Below are 18,399 nucleotides of genomic sequence, written 5' to 3' on the forward strand. Positions count from 1 at the left end.
TCACCGCGGCCGCACGACGATTACCGGTGCCTTGGCCGATTGAGCGACCTTGGTGGCGACGGAGCCGAGCACAAGGCTCGAGAATCCGCCGCGGCCCCGGCTGCCGACGACGACGAGCGCAGCCTCGCCCGACTCCTCGACGAGCCGTCGTGCGGGGTCGTCGCTGACGATCCGGCGCTGTACCTGCACATCCGGGTACCGCTCCTGCCAGCCGGCGAGGCGCTCGGCGAGGATCCGGTGCCCGCCCTCTTCGTACCGTTCCCAGTCGGTTCCGATGGAAGGAAACGACGCGTCGCTCCACGCGTGCATGGCGATGAGCGGCACGCCACGCCTCGAGGCCTCGTCGAACGCCAGCGCGGTGGCCTCTTCGGAGGCCGGCGATCCGTCGACGCCGACGAGGACGGGGGCGCTGGTCTCGACGGCGGGCGCGTCATCGGTCCGCACGATCGCGATCGGCCCGCGTCCGTGATGCAGCAGGGCACTGCTGACCGAGCCGAGGAAGGCCCGGCCCAGGACACCGAGGCCTCGGGACCCGGACACGGTCATGTATGCGTCGCGCGAGGCGGCCACGAGCGCCGCGGGCGCCGCTGCGTTCACGATGTCGGTTTCGATGGCCGGTGGCGCCTTGTCACCCGCGGCCGCCTGCACGACTTTCTGCGCGGCATCGAGGATGTCGCGGCCGTTGGTTTCCATCGACTCGATGTAGCTGGCTTCCAGGTACGCCACCGGCCAGGTCACCACGACGGGCGCGATCGCATGGAGCAACCTGATCGGTTCGTCCCGCAACAGCGCCTCGCGGGTGGCCCACCGGATGGCGGCCTCCGAGTCCGGTGATCCGTCGACGCCAACAAGAATTCCGCTGGGACCGGCAGCCATGATCTCTCCCTTCGCCACATGGCGGTTGACCGACTCCACGTTAGGTGGTCGGCGGTGCATGTGGACAGAGCCTTTGGTCCCTCATGCCGTCGCGAGGGTCAGGACCTGGTCAGCTCCGCGTAACGGGTGACGTGGAAGTCGGTGGTGCCGAACTCGTACTGCAGCGCTGTCAGCCGCTTGAAATAGTGGCCGATTGCGAGTTCCTCGGTCATGCCCATACCGCCGTGCAGCTGAACCGACTGCTGTCCGATGAATCGCGCGGCCCGACCGACGGTGGCCTTGGCGGCCGAAACCGCGCGTGCCCGCACATCCGGTTCGGCCTCGAGGTTGAGGACCGCCAGGTAAGTGGCCGACACCGCCTGTTCGACTTCCATGTACATGTCGACCATGCGGTGCGCCAACACCTGAAAACTGCCGATCGGCTGGCCGAACTGCTGGCGTTGTTTGGCGTATTCGACGGTGTCGGCCAACACCTTCCGCATGCACCCGACCGCTTCCGCGCAGACCGCGGCGGCTCCTTCGTCGCGTGCCTGCGCCAGCGACGGCCACGCCGAGCCCTCCTCGCCGAGCAGCGCGTCGGCCGGAAGCCGCAGGGCGTCGAAGGTGAGGTCGGATGCCCTGCGGTCGTCGATGGTGCGGTAGTGGTGGGCGGCGACGGCGTCACCGGCCGACTCGAGATCGACGAGAAACAGCGAGATCCCGTTGGTGGTGCGCGCGGTGGCCAGAAGGTGAGTGGCCAGAGGCGCACTCGCGACGACGATCTTGGACCCCCGCAGCACCCATTCGTCACCGTCGCGCTCCGCGCTGGTCGCCACCTCCGCCCAATTGTGGCCGGACGCCGACTCGTTCGCCGCCAGCGCGACGATCGCCGTTCCCTCGACGATCCGCTCGAGCAGCGCCGAAGCCCTCTCACCGCCCGCACGCTGCAGCAGGCCACCGGACACGACAACGGTGTCCACGTACGGCTCGACGGCCAATGCATGTCCGAGCGCCTCGGCGATCACCATCACTTCGACCGGCCCGCCGCCGATTCCGCCGAGGTCCTCGGGCAAGGCGGCGCCGAGGATTCCGAGTTCGTTGGCGAACCCGGCCCAGATGTCGGGCTGCCAACCGGCACCCGACTTCGCCGCCGCGCGGCTGCTCTCGAGCTCGTATCGGCTCGACAAGAACTTGTTCAAGCCGTCGCGCAACAGTTCTTGTTCCTTGCTCAGGTTGAAGTCCATCTGAAGCCCCTCAGAGTCCCAGCGCCGCTTTGGCCAGGATGTTGCGCTGAATCTCGTTGCTGCCGGCGTAGATCGAGCCGGCCCGGTCGTTGAAGTAGCGCAACGGCGCGACCGCCTGCCACGGTTCACCGCTGGTGTATCCGTCCGACGGCGGTTCGAACTCGGCGATCGGTCCGCCGGGGCAGGTGGCGTGCGGCTGGTAGACGCGGCCCCGCGGTCCGGCCGCTTCCATGGCCAGTTCGGTGATCGCCTGGCTCAACTCGGTTGCGAGCACCTTGAGCATCGACGAAGCGGCGCCGGGGTTCTTACCCTCGGCCACCGTCGCCAGCACCCGGTACTCGAGGATCTCGAGCACCTCGGTGCGGATCCGCGCATCGGCCAGCTTGCGGGCGAAGGCGGGGTCGTCGATCAGTCGGCCGCCGCCGGGGCCCGGTTCAGTGGCCGCGACGGCGGCGATCTCCTGCGCCATCACCTGCAGTGCCGGTGACGACGCCCCTCCACCGCGTTCGAACTCCAGCAGATACTTGGCGACGGTCCATCCGTCGTCGATCTCGCCGAGGACGTTCGACGTGGGCACGCGCACCTCGTCGAAGAAGACCTGGTTCTGTACCTCTTCTCCGGATGTCATCACCAGCGGCCTGATCTCGATGCCGGGGGAGGACATGTCGATGAGCACGAACGTGATGCCCTGTTGTTTCTTCTGACCTCTCGACGTGCGCACCAGCGCGAACATCCAGTTCGCCTCGCGGGCGTGCGTCGTCCAGATCTTGCTGCCGGTGCAGACGAGGTCACCGGCCGATTCGTCGAGGACCGCCGCCATCGACAGCGCGGCCAGATCGGACCCCGCCTCGGGTTCGGAGTAACCCTGACAGAAGAAGACCTTGCCGGTGAGGATGCGGGGCAGAAAGAAGTCCTTCTGTGCGTCGGTCCCAAACTTGATCAGCGCGTGGGCAACCATGCGGATCCCCATCGGTGACAGCGACGGCGCACCCGCGAGCGTGGACTCCCGGCTGAATATGTAGTGCTGGGTGAGGCTCCAATCGCAGCCGCCGTACTCGACCGGCCAAGCCGGTGCGGCCCAGCCCCGCTCGTGCAGGATCTGCTGCCATTTCATGCTTGCGTCGTGGTCGGCGTAGACGCTCGTCATGAGGCGGCCCGCGCGGCGAATCTCGGGCGTGAGCTTCTCGTCGAGAAAACTGCGCACCTCGTCACGAAACGCCGTGTCGGCCGGTGACCACTTCAGGTCCATCGTCGATCCCCTGTCTCTTGACGCCCTACACAGTAAACCTAGTTGACTAGGTGGCCTTTCCGGGGGCGTTGAGTTGACGGCGCTCGTACCTAATAGTGGAACGGGGGCGCTGGGGCGACGGCATAATTGAATCCGTGGAGCGACGACGAGACGGTCAGGTTGCGAAATCACCGACGGCTGTTCTCGGGGAGTTACCGGCTGTGGTGGTGCTCGATCGTCTGCCGGTACCGGTGTTGGCGATCGCAGAAGACGGTGCGATCGTGTTCGCCAACGAGGCGTTCGCCGACATGGTGGGCTATTCCGCCGATGCGCTCCGCGAGCTGCATTTTCATCAGATCTTCCACACCCTGCCCGCCGATGAGTCCGCGGTGTCGGTGATGCGCGCGCACGAGGAGCTGGTCGTCGAACTGCTACACCGGGACGGATCGATCGTGCGGGCCAGGATGAGCAAATCGGCCCTGCGGCGCGGCAGCGACCCGGTCGCGCTGGCCACCTTCCAGGACCTGACCGAACAGCTCTGGGTCGACGAACTGTGAGTCAGGGCTCGAGGGGCGGGGCGGATTGGCGCATCGACTCGCGAGCCAGGTACTGCTGGAAATAGCTCAGCGACTCGTCGGTCACCAGGGCCGGCAGCAATATCTCCCATACCCGCCCGAGGCGCTCGACCACGTTGACACCGGAAGCCATGATCGTGGACAGGAGTTCGGCGCCCACCATCGTTCCGAGGATGGTCTCGGCGACGGCTGACGGATCCAGCTCGGCTCGCAGATCGCCGTCTTCGATCGCCTCGACGGCATCCGAGATGATCTCGTCGAGCCAGCGGGAGTAGGCGCTGGCCGCCACTGTGTGGAACTCGCCGAAGGCGCGCATCAGATGGATGCTGCTGCGGGCAATGGCGTCGGTGTTGAGGAGGCCCACGATGACGAAACTGCTGTGAATGATGCGTTCGAGCGCAGGCGCCGACGATTCCCGGATCCTGGCGAACTCCCGGAACAGGATCGCGCTGCCTTCCTCGATGATCGCGGTGCCCAGCGCTTCCTTTGAATCGAAGTGATAGTACAGAGCGCCCTTCGTCATTTCCGCGCGCTCGATGATATCGCCCAGACTCGTTGTGGCATAACCGATCTCATTGAACAATCCCACGGCCGAGTCGATGATCCGTCGTCGGGTCGCCTCAGATCGGGCTTGGCGCGCCATCGCCGGTACCTCCGGATGCTCCGACGGCCTCAACCGGGTGGAGATGGCCTGGTCGGGGGATCATAGATCATCCAAGCGGGGTTGCCCTCTTCACGGCGACGGCGGTGCGCCGCTTGACGAACTCGGCGAGATAGGAGAAGCGGTCCTGGTGGGCCAGGCCGGGCAGAAGCAGCATCCAGGCCGACTGCAGGTCGCGCATGAAGCGTTCGGGGTCGTCGAGATCGCTGGTCTGACGTAGGCCCATGTAGACAGAGACCAGAAGGCGGCCGATCGCCGCGGTGTCAGCGTGGTCGCGGAGGTCGCCCTCGGCGACCGCTCGGTCGATGACCTTCGCGTAACCCTCGACCCACGTGCGCAAAATGTCGGGTTGCAATCCGTCGGTGCGGCCGATGGACTCCAGGAGATTCAGTCCTGCCCTGGCCACCTCGCTGCCGATGTCGTCGATCGCGAGCCGAAACGACAGATCGATGAGCGTCTCGAGGCCCGACAATCTGCGTGCCAGCACCTCATCGACCGATGCCCGCGCTTCCTCCATGCGGAGTTCGACGATGGCCGACGCCAGCGCGTGTTTGGAACGGAAGTGGAAGTACATCGCCCCCTTGGTGACCGCGGCGTCGGTGAGGATGTCGTCGAGGTTGACCCGGCTGTAGGAGCTGCGGGCGAACAGACGAGACGCCGCACGCAAGATCTGGAGCCGCGTCGAGTCCGACCGTCGATCGACCTGTTCGGCCGGTGGGGGTACGCGGTTCAGCGGGGGCCTCGTTTGCCTGAAATTAACCAACCCTGCAATTCTTCCATCCACTTCCCCGGTTCGACGAATTCTCTCGAGTTAGCTGTGTGCGACAACGCGGGTGGCCACCTGTTCTTCCGGCACATTCGATTCTTCTTGCAATCTTTCGTCTGACTATTCCAAGAATCCCGCACGTCGAATTGTTGTGTCCGACACGTCAAACTCTAAGTCATAGTTAGACCCCCATAACATCCGAAAAGTATGTAAAGTACCCCCCGTGATGACTTTCGGTTCGCGCCAACGCCTATCGCGACCCGTCGGTCTCACTGCGTCGCCGGCATCCCGTGCTCACCGCGAGCGGACCTGCCCGGCGCCGCGCACGTTGTTTCCTATCGCGTTGCCATTGCCTGTAGCGGCAAACCCCTCGAAAACGCCCTACAGGCAATGGCAGCTTTCTGAACGGGCTCAACCACGGAGTTATGCGGAGATTCGTCTCGGCAGCGAGGCCCGACTCTAAGTTTCAGCGACCCTGGAGAAGTTAACGGTGCAGTGGGATGAGGAAGTCGATGTGGTGTGCGCCGGCGCCGGTGCGGCCGGGCTCGCACACGCCATCGCGCTCGACGATCTCGGCGGCGAGGTGTTCGTCGCCGATTGGGGCGTCGCGGAGCGCAACTGGCTCGGCACGACCGCGGCCGACGCGAGTACTCGGGACTTCTTCGAGGAGATGACGTCGGATCTGGGCCCGCCGCATCGTCAGTCGCATGACGTCGGCGTGCCGATCCGCGCGGTGCCCCCGCACGTGCCCGCTGATAACGGCCGCACGGTGGCACCGTTCGTCGGGGCGCGCTTGCGGGAGTGGGCAGCCCAATGTCTGGCGACACCGTTCGGATACCTCTCCACGCGGCTTCCGGATTGGAGCGCGACGACTGTTCAGGCGTCCGACGGCCAGATCCTCGAGGTGCTCGAGATCGGTGCGCTCGCCGCCGATACCGAGGAGCTCGCCGGTTCCGTGCTCGATCTGCTCACCAAGGGCGTAGTCGACCGAGACATCGAGGTGCACTCCGAGCACGCGCTGCAACGCCTGGTGTTTGAGGAGGGCGTCGCGGTGGGCGCGGTGTTCGCGACTCCCGCCGGACCGACGGCGGTCCGGGCCCGGCACGGTGTCACCGTCACCAGTGGAGCCGTGCGACTTTCGGAGGTCGATCGCCGCTCGGTGTCGGGTGACATCCTGCGTGTCTGCCTGGTCGGACAGCGCGCCAGCAGGTTCGGCCGCGTCGAGGTGCTCACCTCCGAGCCGCCCGCACTGTCCGGCGCGGCGTGCCATGCGCGCGGCCGCCGTCTACCGGCCAATCTTCGTGAGACGTACCGCCACTCAGGATCGTGGCGATGCGGCAAAGTCCACGGGTATCCGTCCCTGGGCGAGTAGCGATTCCATCTCGGCAGCGGGCAGCGGACGCGACAACAGAAACCCCTGCGCCCGGTGGCATCCATGCTCGAGCAGGGTGCGCGCGGCCTCCTCGGTCTCCACACCCTCGGCGACGAGCTGTAGGCCGAACGCGTCGGCCAGCGCGATGATCGCGCGCACGATCGCGAGATCGCCGGGATTCTCACCCAGCTCCCGAACGAAGCCCTTGTCGATCTTGAGGGTGTCGACGGGCAGCGACTTCAAATGCGACAGCACGCTGTAGCCGGTGCCGAAGTCGTCGATGGCGACCTGCACGCCGACCTGTTTGAGACCGGCCAGCGTCTTGCGGGTGGTTTCGATGTCCTGAACCACGACGCTCTCGGTGATCTCCAGGCACACCGATCCGCCGTCGAGGCCGAACTCGCCGATGGTCGCGGCGACCGATTCCACAAATCCGTCGCTCACCAGTTGGACCGGCGAGACGTTGACCCGCAACACCGCGTCGCGGCCGACGCCGTTCGCGCGCCACTGTGCGAACTCGCGGCATGCCGTCCTCATCACCCAGCGCCCCAATTCGCCCGCCAGGTTGATGGATTCGGCCACACCGATGAAGGAGCCGGGTGCAAGCAGGCCGCGCGTGGGATGCTGCCAGCGGACCAACGCCTCGGCGGCGAGGATCTCGCCGGTGCGCATGTTGACCTCGGGCTGATAGTGCAAGAGGAGGGCGCCCGCTTCGATGACGTTGTGCAGGTGAAGCTCGATGTCGTTGCGGAAATCGGACTCCATCGACATCTGCTCGGTGAACACCGCGACGTCGTTGCCGCCGGAAGCCTTGGCGGTCAACACCGCTTGGTCGGCGCGCCGCAAGAGGTCTGAGGTGTCGTCGCGGCCCGGCTCGCCCAACGCCACACCGATGCTGACCGTCCGGGTGAGCCGCTCGCCGTCGACCGCCACCCGCTCGTTCAGCGCCGATTGCAGCCGGAAGGCCAGTTCCCTGGCGGTGTCGACGTCCGTCGGCCCTGCAGGCACGGCCACGAACTCGTCACCACCCAGCCGAGCGAGGAATGTGCTGTCGTCAGCGCTTTGACGCAGCCGTTCGGCCAGCACGCGAATGAACCAGTCACCGGCGGTGTGGCCGAGGTAGTCGTTGATGGCCTTGAGCCGGTCCAGATCGAAGAACAGCACCGAGACCGGCCCCGGTTGTCCCCGCTCGAGACGGGCGTCCAGGTGCGCCAGCAGCGCGCGCCGGTTACACAATCCCGTCAAGTCGTCGTGTTCGGCCAGGTAGCGCAGGCGATCCTCGGCATCGACGCGCGCTTGAACCTGGGCGAACAACGACGCGATCGCCTTGAGCGCGTTGAGTTCCTCCGGCGTCCAGTCCCTGTCGCCGAACTTGACGAATCCGAGCACACCGGACGTGACCTCGCCCGAGAGCATCGGCACGCACGCCATCGACGTCGAGGGAACCTGTCTGCCCTCGGCAATGGTCTGCTGGTACTCCTCGGTCGAGGGCTCCGGGCGGAACACGATCGGTTCCTTCTGGTGCTCGCACCGGGCGAACACCGGGTCGGCGTCGGCGAAATACACCACGCCCAACGGGTCGGGGTCCGGAATTCCGGGACGGACCGGCCACTCCGCGACCAGCACCGACGCCCGGATCGAGTGATCGTTGTGGCGCAGGAAGCTAACGTCGACGCCGAGGTACTCGACGAGATCGGCCAACACACGCTGACTCACCTCTACCGAGGTCGCGGCGTTCACACCCATCAGGTGCGTGGCGACCGAGGTGACGAGGTTCTCCAGACTGCTGGGCACTAACCCTCCCTAACGCCGTCGGCGCTGTCGCGACGGTGATGACTGCGGCGCCGGCTTCGGACCGAAGGGCGGGCCGCGTAGGTCAACCTGAGGATCAACGCCTGCGACTGCGCCGTACCGGTTCCCGCGAGTTGCCGGAAATCATATTGCAGCCTGCCGAGGTCGTCGGCGAAAGCGGGCGAGACCCGGCGGCGGTCCTGCTCGTCGAGCACGTACAGAAACGGTGGTGAAACCGGTTGTACGGCAAGCCCATGCTGCTGGGCCCGGATCCACACCGACTCGACGGCCGCCCCGGCGCGCGCGTAGTCGGTGAGCCGGCGCCCGGTCACGGAGATGACGGCGAGACCGGCGCATTCGCGTACGCGGCGCGCGGTGTCGTCGCCGAGGGCCCGCCCACCGTCCCACGCCTTCAGGTGGCTCATCACCTCCGGTCGCCGCAGGATGTCGAGCATCACCAAGTCCGACGGAGCGAGTTCGAGTGTCCGTACGTCGATGCCGTCATCGAGGGAGGGGGCGTCGGGCCATCGCAGTTCGGCGAACATCTCGGCGTGCAGGCGCGGAGTGAGGTACCGGATGCGGTCGGCGGCAGCCAGGATCGTTGCGGCCGATTCGAGGTCGTCCTGCTCGGTCAGGACGCTCAGCCGGGCACCTTCGGCCTCCGCGGCGGCGACCAAGGTGGCGATCGTGTCGGCGGGTATCGGCGCCGCGTTGCCGAGATGCCGATTCGTCTCCCGGGCCAGCATCGGTTCGTACAGCGATGCGAGCTCGGGATCGTCGCCCGGCTCGAGATGCACCGTCGCGATCAACGGGGAGGCCTCGTCGCCGCGTCCGTACTCCACCTGCGCGATCATGTGATGCGAGGCGGCAGCCACGCGCGCGTTGAACGTGGCGGCGCCGACGGCGACGGCGCTGGCCCGGAAACCGACGTCCATCGTCGTCGTGAAGCGCGTGTCCAACGAGACCCTCGCCGATTCGGCCGTCACCTCGATCCGCCACGGCTGAGCATTGCCGCCCGAGGGCGCGCGCCGCGCGGCGGCCGCGATCGCGTCCGTCGCGCGGTCTGGTGGGGCGTCGGGGGGCGGATCATCGACGGTGTGGTCGGCACCGGGCACCACTGGGGTCACGAGGCGGTCGAAGACCTCGGCGATGTCCATCCGCACCCGTCCCGACGGGAGATGCTCGCCCAGGCCGATCCGCCGGACCGCCTCGGTGACCAGGCTCGTGTTCAGCGCCACTTCGGACGTCAGCTGCGGCCACGTCGACAAGGTCTGGCCCACCTCGATCAGCGAGGCCGCCATCCGGGCCGAAACCTGGCTCGCCTCGGCCAGCCGAAGCGAGTACGGCAGCTTGTCGGTGCTGCTGAGATTCGCGAGGCCCGCCGCGTCCAGGTCTCCGACGAGGCCGTGCAGGATCGGGCGCGCCGGCTCGAGGTCGAACCGCTCGACATCGAGCAGCGCGCGATCGCTGGTCGACATGAGCACCGGGATCCCACGCTCCCGTGCGGCCTCGCGGACCAGCAGTTTGGCGTCCAGGGAGTCGCATTCCTCGATCACGAGGTCGAGGCCGTCGAGGAATCCGTGCACGGTTCGCTCGTTCACGCCGGAGACGTCGACCCGCACGGTTAGGTACGGATCGAGTTCGGCGATCCTTCTGGCGCACACGATCGCTTTGTTCACCCCGATGTCGAGCACCGAGGCGGGCACCCGGTTCAGGTTCGTCAGATCCATGTCGTCGAAGTCGCTCAACCGCAAGTGACCGCACAGCCCCTGAGCCGCCAGCGCGTAGGCGATCGTGTGACCGACGCTCAAACCGAGGACGCCGACCGTGAGGTTGGCGAGCTTCTTCTGTTCGGCCGGCGTGATCAGGTTCCGGTTGCGGTCCAGCCGCACACGCCGAAATCCTCTGGGGCCGAGGATGCTGGCCGCGGCCCGCCGCCACGGATAGTAGGCCCAGCGAGTCGGTTCAGCGAGAACGTCTTCCGGCGGTGGCGGCCGGATCTCGCGCAGCTCTCGCTGTTGTTGTGCGGCGCTGTCGGTGAACGCGATGCCCGGATCTGACTGCAGTTCGGCGAGGTCGGGATCGTCGGCGCGCAGAATTACTGCAGTGCACCAACTCTTGTCGTTGTCCCCGCCGATCACCGCTCCGTCCCGGTGGCGGCCGATACCCCCGCCGCCTTGTGAACCGGAGCCAGCATCTGTTGTTCGGCGAAATACAGCGAAAGCTGTTTGGGGTCGGCGTGTTTGGCGAAAGTCGCACGATCCCACCAGGCCAGTCGAGTTTCATAACGCTCGTCGGGATACGGCGTCGGAGGAATCTTCGTCGCCAGGATGCCGCCGGACGAGAGCCATCGCTTGAGCACATAGGAGGCCGCCGTGGCGACGATGAACTGAATGTCGAGCAGCCCCATCGCGTGCAGCGGTGTTCGGGAGATCGCGTAGGTGAGCTGACGGTTGCGATCGGGATCGTCAGTCACCCATGCGGTTTTCATCTCCACGACGCCGAATGGTAGCCGGTCGCTGATCATCTTTCGCACCGCATCGAAGCCCGGTTGGCCTTTCCACTCCAGCAGCGCATGGGCCTCGTCGGCCGACTGGTAGGGCCCTTTCGCGCGTAGGCCGCCGACCACCTTTCCCGTCCGGTCGACGCAGGCGGCGAACAGGATGGTGTCCGAGCCGGTGTGCAACGCATCCATGTCGAGTGCTTTTGCGACACCGTGCTTGGTGTAACTGCGGGCGGCCCCCTGGACGAAATCGCGCCAGAGCTCGGGTTCGACAGCGGGGTGCGCAAAGGTGATCGTGCATTCCGTGTCCGAATCCCAGAAACTGGGAGTCTGTCGCAAACTGGCGGCAACATCGGTGGCGGGCTGGAATTGTGCAATGGTCATAATCGTCCGATCATCCGGCAGTTCCCATGGTCAGGTCGCTGCTGATTACGTGTGGATTTCCCACATCCATATGAGTATCTCGCCGAGTTCTGTTTTATTACCAGCAAGCGCACTGATCTTGTTGTGAAAAAGCTTGTTGTCGGCGCGAAAAGGATGTTCGACATCGTGCGTTGGATCGCCTACAGCTAATTGGTCGCGATCCGTTGCGGAATGGAACGGGCCTGCCCGCGGATTCGGTGCGCGAACCCGCGATGCGGCGGTTCACCTGCGCTTGTGGCGGCCGAGTGCCACGCTGGGAGAGGTGACCGGGGGATATCCGAGTCCGGGTGCAGGGAACCTACCCGTTAAGGATGTGGGCAGGTTGCTGCTTCGTTGTGTGGATCGGCCCGGATTGGTGGCGGCCGTCAGCGCTTTTCTCGCCGCCGCCGGTGCCAACATCGTGTCGCTGGATCAGCACGCGACCGAACAGTCGGGCGGCACATTCATGCAGCGCACCATTTTTCATCTGCCCGGCCTGACCGCCGCACGCGATGAGCTCGAACGCGAATTCGCCGAGCAGGTCGCCGTACCATTCGGTATGGACTTTCGGCTGACCGAAGCCGCGAAACCCAAGCGGGTGGCGATCATGGCGTCCAAAGAAGACCACTGCCTGCTCGATCTGCTGTGGCGCAACCGGCGCGGCGAGCTCGACATGAGCGTGGCCATGGTGATCGCGAACCATCCCGATCTCGCAGATCAGGTCCGGCCGTTCTCCGTTCCCTTCCTCCACGTACCCGCCAGTAGGGAAATCCGCGAAGACGCCGAACGTCGTCAGCTCGAATTGTTGCGCGGCAACGTCGACCTGGTGGTCCTGGCACGTTACATGCAGATCCTCACGCCGCAATTCATTGCGGACGTCGGGTGTCCGCTCATCAACATCCACCATTCGTTCCTGCCGGCGTTCATCGGCGCCGCGCCCTACCGGCGGGCCAAGGAACGCGGGGTCAAGCTGGTCGGCGCTACGGCGCATTACGTCACCGAGGACCTCGACGAGGGCCCGATCATCGAGCAGGATGTGGTGCGGGTCGACCATCGGCACAGCGTTGAGGATCTGGTCCGCCTCGGATCCGACGTCGAACGCGTTGTGTTGTCCCGGGCGGTGCTGTGGCACTGTGAGGACCGCATCATCCGATTCGGCAACCAGACCATCGTCTTCTAGCCGGATCCTGTCGCCGGTACGAAGGAGAAGCAGTGAAGAAGTTCAGCGACCTCGACGAGTTCATCGCGGCCGAGGGCAGCCAGCTCGGCCCCACCGAATGGCTCGAAGTCACCCAGGACCGCGTCAACCTGTTCGCCGACGCCACCGAGGACCACCAGTGGATTCACGTCGACCCGGAGAAGGCGGCCAACGGACCGTTCGGTCAGACGATCGCCCACGGCTTGCTGACGCTGTCGCTGCTTCCGCACTTCTCGCACCAGCTGTACACGGTCGGCAATGTCGCGATGGCGATCAACTACGGGTACAACAAGGTTCGTTTCATCACACCGGTCAAGGTCGGCGCCAAGATCCGCGCCAGGGCCGAACTGACGAAGATCGACCAGCTCGACGGTGCCGTGCAGTCGACGATGACCACGACGGTCGAGATCGAGGGTTCGGAGAAGCCTGCCGCGGTTGCGGAGTCGATCGTCCGCTTCATCCGCTGAGGAGTCTGGGCGCCCCTGGGGCGGCGTCAGTACTGGGTGGAGCCCTGATCCACCGGAATGGCCGTCGCCGTCATGTGTTTCGACTCGTCGCTGGCCAACCAGCACACCACGTCGGCGACGTCCTCGGGCTCCAGGATCCACGTCGGCAGAAACGGCGTCATCATGTGCTGTAACTGAGGATTGGTCTCCATCACCTTGCCGATCGCGGTGATCATGTCGCCGGAACCCATTGCGGTGTTGACGGGGCCGGGGTGCACACTGTTGACGCGGATCGAGTGCCTGCCGAGTTCGGCGGCGAGCGCGCGGGCCATGCCGGTGACGGCGTGCTTGCTGGCGGTGTAGTGAACCATGAACGGCTGCAACTTGATTCCCGCAGCCGAGCTGATCAGGATCACCGATCCGCCCCGGCCCCCGTCGATGATGTGCTGCGCGCCGGCGCGCACGGTGTTGAACGTGCCCGCCACGTTGATGTCCATGACGTCGCGGAAGTCCTCCGGCGTGATCTCGTCCCACACCTGCGGTGGTGAGACACCCGCGTTGGCGACGATCACATCGAGCCTGCCGAACGCCGCGACCCCCTCGGCGACAACCTCGCCCAGGGTCTCGGCGTCGCGAATGTCGGTCTGTGAGGTGAGGATGCGCCGGCCGGTGGCCTCGACCAGCCGGGCTGTCTCGGCCAGGTCCTCAGGTGTGGCATGGTCGTAAGGCACACAGTCCGGGAGCTTTCCGGCGATGTCGACGGCGATGATGTCGGCGCCCTCGGTGGCCATCCGTACCGCGTGTGCGCGGCCCTGCCCACGCGCGGCGCCGGTGATGAACGCGACCTTGTCGGTGAGCCTGTTCATGAGCGCTCCTTCTGCGCAGTCTTGACGAGATTGGATCCGATGATGAGCCGCTGAATCTCGCTGGTGCCCTCGTAAAGTCGCAGCAGCCGGACATCGCGGTAGATGCGTTCGACGGGAACCTCGCGCATGTAGCCGCTGCCGCCGTGGATCTGGACGGCGAGATCGGCGACATCGCCGGCCATTTCGGTGCAGAACAGCTTGGCCGCCGACGGTGCCACCCTGCGGTCCTCGCCGCGGACCCACTGGCGCGCGGTGTCGCGGACCAGTGCGCGCCCGGCCATCACGCCGGTCTGCTGATCGGCGAGCATCGCCTGCACCAACTGGAAGTCGCCGATCGGTGTGCCTCCCTGAGTCGCGGTCGCGGCATAGGCGACCGACTCGTCGAGCGCCCGTTGCGCGGCCCCGACCGCCAGAGCGGCGATGTGTACGCGTCCGCGCGCCAACGAGATCATCGCGGCGCGATAGCCGATGTCCTCGCTGCCGCCGACGAGCGCTTCGGCGGGTACGCGCACGTCGTCGAAGCTGACGTCCGCCGTCCACGCGCCTTCCTGGCCCATCTTCGCGTCCTTGGCGCCGACCTGGACGCCGGCGGTGTCGGCGGGCACCAGGAACACGGCGATGCCGGCGCCGTCCGCGTCGGCGGGGCGGCTACGGGCGAACACGACGAAAAGGTCGGCCGTCGGGGCGTTGGTGATGAACCGCTTCTGGCCCGTGATCGCCCAATCATCGCCTTGCCGAACGGCTTTGGTGCGAAGCCCCGACGGATTGGAACCTGCGCCGGGCTCAGTGAGCGCGAACGATGCGACGACGTCACCGGTGGCCATCGGCTCGAGCCAGCGCGCCTTCTGCTCGTCGGTACCGAAACCGACCAGGACCTGTCCTGCGATGCCGTTGTTGGTGCCGAACATCGAGCGCAGGGCCAGCGAGGTGTAGCCCAGCTCCATCGCCAGCTCGACGTCCTGCGAGAGATCCAACCCAAGCCCGCCCCACTCCTGGGGAATGGCGTAGCCGAAGAGCCCCATCTTCTTGGCCTGTTCGCGAAGGTCGTCGGGGACGCGGTCGGAGGCCAGGATCTCCTGTTCGCGGGGGATCACCGCGGTCCGGACGAAGTGACGGGTCTGCGCGAGGATCTCCTGGAAGTCCTCGTCGCTGACTTCGGACGTCGTCATCCTGTGCTCCTGTCCCTCATCTGCCCATGTGAGCGTCGATCGATGCGACGGCGAACGCCCGCGCCGTATGACCGGTCGGGCCATCGAATGGACGCGATCATATATGAAATATGATGTTCGATTGATGCGGCCCTGGGTGGGCCTTGACCAGCGGAAGGGGTGATCAGGTGTCGCTGTTGGCCGGACAGACGGCGGTCGTGACCGGAGGGGCACAGGGCTTGGGATACGCGATCGCCGAACGGTTTATCGCCGAGGGTGCCCGGGTGGTGCTGGGCGATCTGGATCTGGCGGCGACCGAGGCGGCGGCCGAGCGACTCGGAGGTGCCTCGAAAGATCCGGTCGCGATCGCGGTGCGGAGCGACGTCACGAAGGCCGACGACGTCGAGGCCCTGGTCGGTGCCGCCGTGGAGCGGTTCGGTGGTCTGGACATCATGGTCAACAACGCCGGGATCACCCGTGACGCAACGCTTCGCAAGATGACCGAAGAGCAGTTCGATCAGGTCATCGCCGTGCACCTCAAGGGCACATGGAACGGGCTGAAGGCGGCCGCACCGATCATGCGCGAGAACAAGCGCGGCGCAATCATCAACATGTCGTCGATCTCGGGCAAGGTCGGCCTGGTCGGGCAGACGAACTATTCGGCGGCCAAGGCCGGCATCGTGGGCATGACCAAGGCTGCCGCCAAGGAACTCGCCCATCTGGGCGTGCGGGTCAACGCGATTCAGCCCGGATTGATCCGCTCCGCGATGACCGAGGCGATGCCGCAACGCATTTGGGATCAAAAGCTCGCCGAGGTGCCGATGGGTCGCGCGGGTGAGCCCGACGAGGTGGCCAAGGTCGCGCTCTTTTTGGCCAGCGACCTGTCGTCGTACATGACCGGCACCGTCCTCGAGGTCACCGGCGGGAGGTACGTCTGATGCGCGAGGCCGTCATCTGCGAACCGGTGCGCACGCCGATCGGCCGCTACGGCGGAATGTTCAAATCGCTGACGGCCGTCGATCTCGGCGTCACCGCGCTCAAGGGTCTGCTGGAGCGCACCGGAATTCAGGCCGAAGCGGTCGAGGACGTGATCCTGGGGCACTGCTATCCGAGCAGCGAGGCGCCCGCCATCGGACGCGTGGTGGCGCTGGATTCCGGGCTGCCGGTGACCGTGCCCGGCATGCAGGTCGACCGGCGCTGCGGTTCGGGTCTGCAAGCCGTCGTCCAGGCCTGTCTGCAGGTTGCCAACGGTGACAACGACGTCGTGGTCGCGGGCGGTGCCGAGAGCATGAGCAACGTGACGTTCTACTCGACCGATATCCGGTGGGGGTCCAAGTCCGGCGGCGTCATGCTGCACGATTCGCTGGCCCGCGGACGCACCACCGCCGGTGGCCGGGACTACCCGGTGCCCGGCGGGATGCTCGAGACCGCCGAGAACCTGCGCAGGCAGTACGGCATCTCCCGTGAGGAGCAGGACGAGCTCGCCGTGACGTCGCATCGCCGCGCGGTGGCCGCCCAGAAGGCCGGCATCCTGGCCGAGGAGATCATCCCCGTCACCGTGCGCACCCGGCAGGGCGAGGAGGTGATCGACACCGACGAGCACCCGCGCCCGGACACGTCGCTCGAATCGCTGGCGAAGCTGCGACCGGTTCTCGCCAAGCAGGATCCGGAGGCGACGGTCACCGCGGGCAACGCGAGCGGCCAGAACGACGCCGCATCGATGTGCGTGGTGACCACGCGTGACAAGGCCGACGAGCTGGGGCTGACGCCGCTGGTGCGGCTGGTGTCATGGGGTTCGGCGGGTGTGGCGCCCAACATCATGGGGATCGGGCCCGTGCCCGCCACCGAGGTTGCGCTGGCCAAGGCGGGACTGTCGTTGACCGACATCGACCTGATCGAGCTGAACGAGGCGTTCGCCGCACAGGCCCTTGCGGTGATGCGGGAGTGGAATTTCGGCGCGGCGGACACCGAACGCACGAACGTGCACGGTTCGGGAATCTCGTTGGGGCACCCCGTCGGTGCGACGGGCGGGCGGATGCTGGCGACGCTGGCGCGCGAGCTGACCAGGCGCGGCGCCCGCTACGGTCTGGAGACCATGTGCATCGGCGGAGGCCAGGGGCTGGCCGCGGTGTTCGAGAGGATCGGCGCATGACGAAACTCGCCCAGACGGTCGGCCTGACCGATGTACAGACCGAAATCCTGTCCACCGTACGCCAATTCGTCGAGAAGGAGATCATCCCGAACGCGCCGGAGTTCGAGAAGACCGACACCTACCCGCAGGCCATCGTCGATGCGATGAAGGAGATGGGACTGTTCGGGTTGATGATCCCGGAGGAGTACGGCGGTCTCGGCGAATCGCTGCTGACGTACGCGCTGTGCGTCGAGGAGTTGGCGCGCGGCTGGATGAGTATCTCCGGTGTGCTCAACACCCACTTCATCGTCGCCTACATGCTCCGCCAGCACGGCACCGATGCGCAGAAGCAGCACTACCTGCCGCGGATGGCGACGGGGGAGACGCGCGGCGCGTTTTCGATGTCCGAGCCCGAACTCGGATCCGATGTCGCCGCGATCCGGACGCGGGCCACCCGCAACGACGACGGCACCTACCGGATCGACGGCCAGAAGATGTGGTTGACCAACGGTGGCACGTCCACACTGATCGCGGTGCTGGTGCGCACCGACGAGGGGGCCGACAAACCGCATCGCAACCTGACCGCGTTCCTGGTCGAAAAGCCGGTCGGCTATGGGGAAGTCGCGCCTGGCCTGACCATCCCCGGCAAGCTCGACAAGCTCGGCTACAAGGGCATCGACACCACCGAGCTGATCTTCGACGGCTACCTGGCGAAGGCCGGCGACATCCTCGGCGAGGCGCCGGGGCAGGGCTTCTTCCAGATGATGGACGGGATCGAGGTCGGCCGGGTCAACGTATCGGCGCGGGCGTGCGGTGTGGGCATCCGCGCCTTCGAACTGGCGGTCCGCTATGCCCAGCAGCGGCAGACGTTCGGCAAGCCGATCTCCGAGCACCAGGCCATCGCCTTCCAATTGGCCGAAATGGCAACCAAAGTCGAGGCTGCCCATCTGATGATGGTCAACGCCGCCCGGTTGAAGGACTCCGGAGAACGCAACGACGTCGCGGCCGGCATGGCGAAGTACCTCGCGAGCGAGTTCTGCGCGGAGGTCACCCAGCAGAGTTTCCGGATCCACGGCGGCTACGGGTACTCGAAGGAATACGAGATCGAGCGGTTGATGCGCGACGCGCCGTTCCTGTTGATCGGCGAGGGCACGAGCGAGATCCAGAAGAACATCATCAGCAAGCGCCTGCTCGCCGACTATCAGGTATGACC

Annotated in this window: 17 protein-coding genes; 7 read left to right on the top strand and 10 right to left on the bottom strand. The window is 66.2% G+C overall.

Annotated elements, in window-relative coordinates:
- The 3 genes from AU072_RS14310 to AU072_RS14320 all read right to left on the bottom strand — a co-directional run bounded on the left by AU072_RS14310 (position 1) and on the right by AU072_RS14320 (position 3,348).
- On the bottom strand, positions 1–876 hold the full coding sequence (locus AU072_RS14310; protein WP_064414435.1) for a universal stress protein: 876 nt from the start codon (positions 874–876) through the stop codon (positions 1–3).
- Between the two features lie 98 nt (positions 877–974).
- Positions 975–2,099 (bottom strand): acyl-CoA dehydrogenase family protein, encoded by a 1,125-nt coding sequence (locus tag AU072_RS14315; protein WP_064414385.1) that lies wholly within the window; start codon positions 2,097–2,099, stop codon positions 975–977.
- A 10-nt stretch (positions 2,100–2,109) separates the two neighbouring features.
- Positions 2,110–3,348: an acyl-CoA dehydrogenase family protein gene (locus AU072_RS14320; RefSeq protein WP_064414386.1), complete on the bottom strand. Its 1,239-nt coding sequence runs from the start codon at positions 3,346–3,348 to the stop codon at positions 2,110–2,112.
- Positions 3,349–3,482: 134 nt separating this feature from the next.
- Here AU072_RS14320 and AU072_RS14325 point away from each other — a divergent pair, with 134 nt between their 5' ends.
- The gene (locus tag AU072_RS14325) at positions 3,483–3,884 is read left to right on the top strand and encodes a PAS domain S-box protein (protein ID WP_064414387.1); all 402 of its coding nucleotides are present in this window, start codon (positions 3,483–3,485) and stop codon (positions 3,882–3,884) included.
- A gap of 1 nt (position 3,885) precedes the next feature.
- Here AU072_RS14325 and AU072_RS14330 read toward each other — a convergent pair whose 3' ends face one another.
- Together AU072_RS14330 and AU072_RS14335 are read right to left on the bottom strand one after the other, a co-directional pair.
- Positions 3,886–4,545 (bottom strand): ScbR family autoregulator-binding transcription factor, encoded by a 660-nt coding sequence (locus AU072_RS14330; protein ID WP_064414388.1) that lies wholly within the window; start codon positions 4,543–4,545, stop codon positions 3,886–3,888.
- Positions 4,546–4,612: 67 nt separating this feature from the next.
- Positions 4,613–5,230, bottom strand: a complete 618-nt coding sequence (locus tag AU072_RS14335; protein WP_235629984.1) for a TetR family transcriptional regulator — start codon at positions 5,228–5,230, stop codon at positions 4,613–4,615.
- Between the two features lie 589 nt (positions 5,231–5,819).
- Between AU072_RS14335 and AU072_RS14340 the strand changes: the two genes are divergently transcribed.
- Positions 5,820–6,701, top strand: coding sequence for an FAD-binding protein (locus tag AU072_RS14340; protein WP_064414389.1), 882 nt, complete (start codon positions 5,820–5,822; stop codon positions 6,699–6,701).
- On the opposite strand, the gene AU072_RS14345 is transcribed toward AU072_RS14340, so the two are convergent.
- From AU072_RS14345 to AU072_RS14355, 3 genes are read right to left on the bottom strand one after another with little or no spacing between them, the layout of a single operon-like run.
- On the bottom strand, positions 6,648–8,447 hold the full coding sequence (locus tag AU072_RS14345; RefSeq protein WP_064414437.1) for a bifunctional diguanylate cyclase/phosphodiesterase: 1,800 nt from the start codon (positions 8,445–8,447) through the stop codon (positions 6,648–6,650). The two genes, AU072_RS14340 and AU072_RS14345, sit on opposite strands and share 54 nt — an antisense overlap.
- A gap of 47 nt (positions 8,448–8,494) precedes the next feature.
- Positions 8,495–10,633, bottom strand: coding sequence for an Rv1355c family protein (locus AU072_RS14350; protein ID WP_064414390.1), 2,139 nt, complete (start codon positions 10,631–10,633; stop codon positions 8,495–8,497).
- Positions 10,630–11,379: a hypothetical protein gene (locus AU072_RS14355; RefSeq protein WP_064414391.1), complete on the bottom strand. Its 750-nt coding sequence runs from the start codon at positions 11,377–11,379 to the stop codon at positions 10,630–10,632. Before AU072_RS14355 ends, AU072_RS14350 begins: the two co-directional genes overlap by 4 nt.
- A 301-nt stretch (positions 11,380–11,680) precedes the next feature.
- On the opposite strand from AU072_RS14355, the gene purU reads away from it, so the two are divergent.
- Together purU and AU072_RS14365 are read left to right on the top strand one after the other, a co-directional pair.
- On the top strand, positions 11,681–12,577 hold the full coding sequence (purU, locus tag AU072_RS14360) for a formyltetrahydrofolate deformylase (RefSeq protein WP_082681057.1): 897 nt from the start codon (positions 11,681–11,683) through the stop codon (positions 12,575–12,577).
- Positions 12,578–12,609: 32 nt separating this feature from the next.
- On the top strand, positions 12,610–13,062 hold the full coding sequence (locus AU072_RS14365) for a MaoC family dehydratase (RefSeq protein WP_064414393.1): 453 nt from the start codon (positions 12,610–12,612) through the stop codon (positions 13,060–13,062).
- 26 nt (positions 13,063–13,088) lie between these two features.
- Here AU072_RS14365 and AU072_RS14370 read toward each other — a convergent pair whose 3' ends face one another.
- Together AU072_RS14370 and AU072_RS14375 are read right to left on the bottom strand one after the other, a co-directional pair.
- Positions 13,089–13,907: a mycofactocin-coupled SDR family oxidoreductase gene (locus AU072_RS14370; protein ID WP_064414394.1), complete on the bottom strand. Its 819-nt coding sequence runs from the start codon at positions 13,905–13,907 to the stop codon at positions 13,089–13,091.
- Positions 13,904–15,076, bottom strand: coding sequence for an acyl-CoA dehydrogenase family protein (locus AU072_RS14375; protein WP_064414395.1), 1,173 nt, complete (start codon positions 15,074–15,076; stop codon positions 13,904–13,906). Before AU072_RS14375 ends, AU072_RS14370 begins: the two co-directional genes overlap by 4 nt.
- Positions 15,077–15,243: 167 nt before the next feature.
- Here AU072_RS14375 and fabG point away from each other — a divergent pair, with 167 nt between their 5' ends.
- The 3 genes from fabG to AU072_RS14390 are packed head-to-tail and all read left to right on the top strand — an operon-like array spanning position 15,244 to position 18,397.
- Entirely contained in the window at positions 15,244–15,993 is a 750-nt protein-coding gene (gene fabG, locus AU072_RS14380) for a 3-oxoacyl-ACP reductase FabG (RefSeq protein WP_064414438.1), read from the top strand.
- A complete protein-coding gene (locus tag AU072_RS14385; protein WP_064414396.1) occupies positions 15,993–17,207 on the top strand; it encodes an acetyl-CoA C-acetyltransferase in 1,215 nt (404 codons plus the stop codon). The genes fabG and AU072_RS14385 overlap by 1 nt, the downstream gene beginning before the upstream one ends.
- A complete protein-coding gene (locus tag AU072_RS14390) occupies positions 17,204–18,397 on the top strand; it encodes an acyl-CoA dehydrogenase family protein (RefSeq protein WP_064414397.1) in 1,194 nt (397 codons plus the stop codon). The genes AU072_RS14385 and AU072_RS14390 overlap by 4 nt, the downstream gene beginning before the upstream one ends.
- Positions 18,398–18,399 lie beyond the last annotated feature (2 nt).

Source organism: Mycolicibacterium novocastrense (assembly GCF_001499835.1).
In the GTDB taxonomy this organism is placed as follows: Bacteria; Actinomycetota; Actinomycetes; order Mycobacteriales; family Mycobacteriaceae; genus Mycobacterium; species Mycobacterium novocastrense.

Excerpts from the sequence above, each read along its gene's own strand:
- AU072_RS14310 (WP_064414435.1), bottom strand. The coding sequence starts at position 876 with ATGGCTGCCGGTCCCAGCGGAATTCTTGTTGGCGTCGACGGATCACCG.
- AU072_RS14315 (WP_064414385.1), bottom strand. The coding sequence starts at position 2,099 with ATGGACTTCAACCTGAGCAAGGAACAAGAACTGTTGCGCGACGGCTTG.
- AU072_RS14320 (WP_064414386.1), bottom strand. The coding sequence starts at position 3,348 with ATGGACCTGAAGTGGTCACCGGCCGACACGGCGTTTCGTGACGAGGTG.
- AU072_RS14330 (WP_064414388.1), bottom strand. The coding sequence starts at position 4,545 with ATGGCGCGCCAAGCCCGATCTGAGGCGACCCGACGACGGATCATCGAC.
- AU072_RS14345 (WP_064414437.1), bottom strand. The coding sequence starts at position 8,447 with ATGGGTGTGAACGCCGCGACCTCGGTAGAGGTGAGTCAGCGTGTGTTG.
- AU072_RS14355 (WP_064414391.1), bottom strand. The coding sequence starts at position 11,379 with ATGACCATTGCACAATTCCAGCCCGCCACCGATGTTGCCGCCAGTTTG.
- AU072_RS14370 (WP_064414394.1), bottom strand. The coding sequence starts at position 13,907 with ATGAACAGGCTCACCGACAAGGTCGCGTTCATCACCGGCGCCGCGCGT.
- AU072_RS14375 (WP_064414395.1), bottom strand. The coding sequence starts at position 15,076 with ATGACGACGTCCGAAGTCAGCGACGAGGACTTCCAGGAGATCCTCGCG.
- AU072_RS14385 (WP_064414396.1), top strand. The coding sequence starts at position 15,993 with ATGCGCGAGGCCGTCATCTGCGAACCGGTGCGCACGCCGATCGGCCGC.
- AU072_RS14390 (WP_064414397.1), top strand. The coding sequence starts at position 17,204 with ATGACGAAACTCGCCCAGACGGTCGGCCTGACCGATGTACAGACCGAA.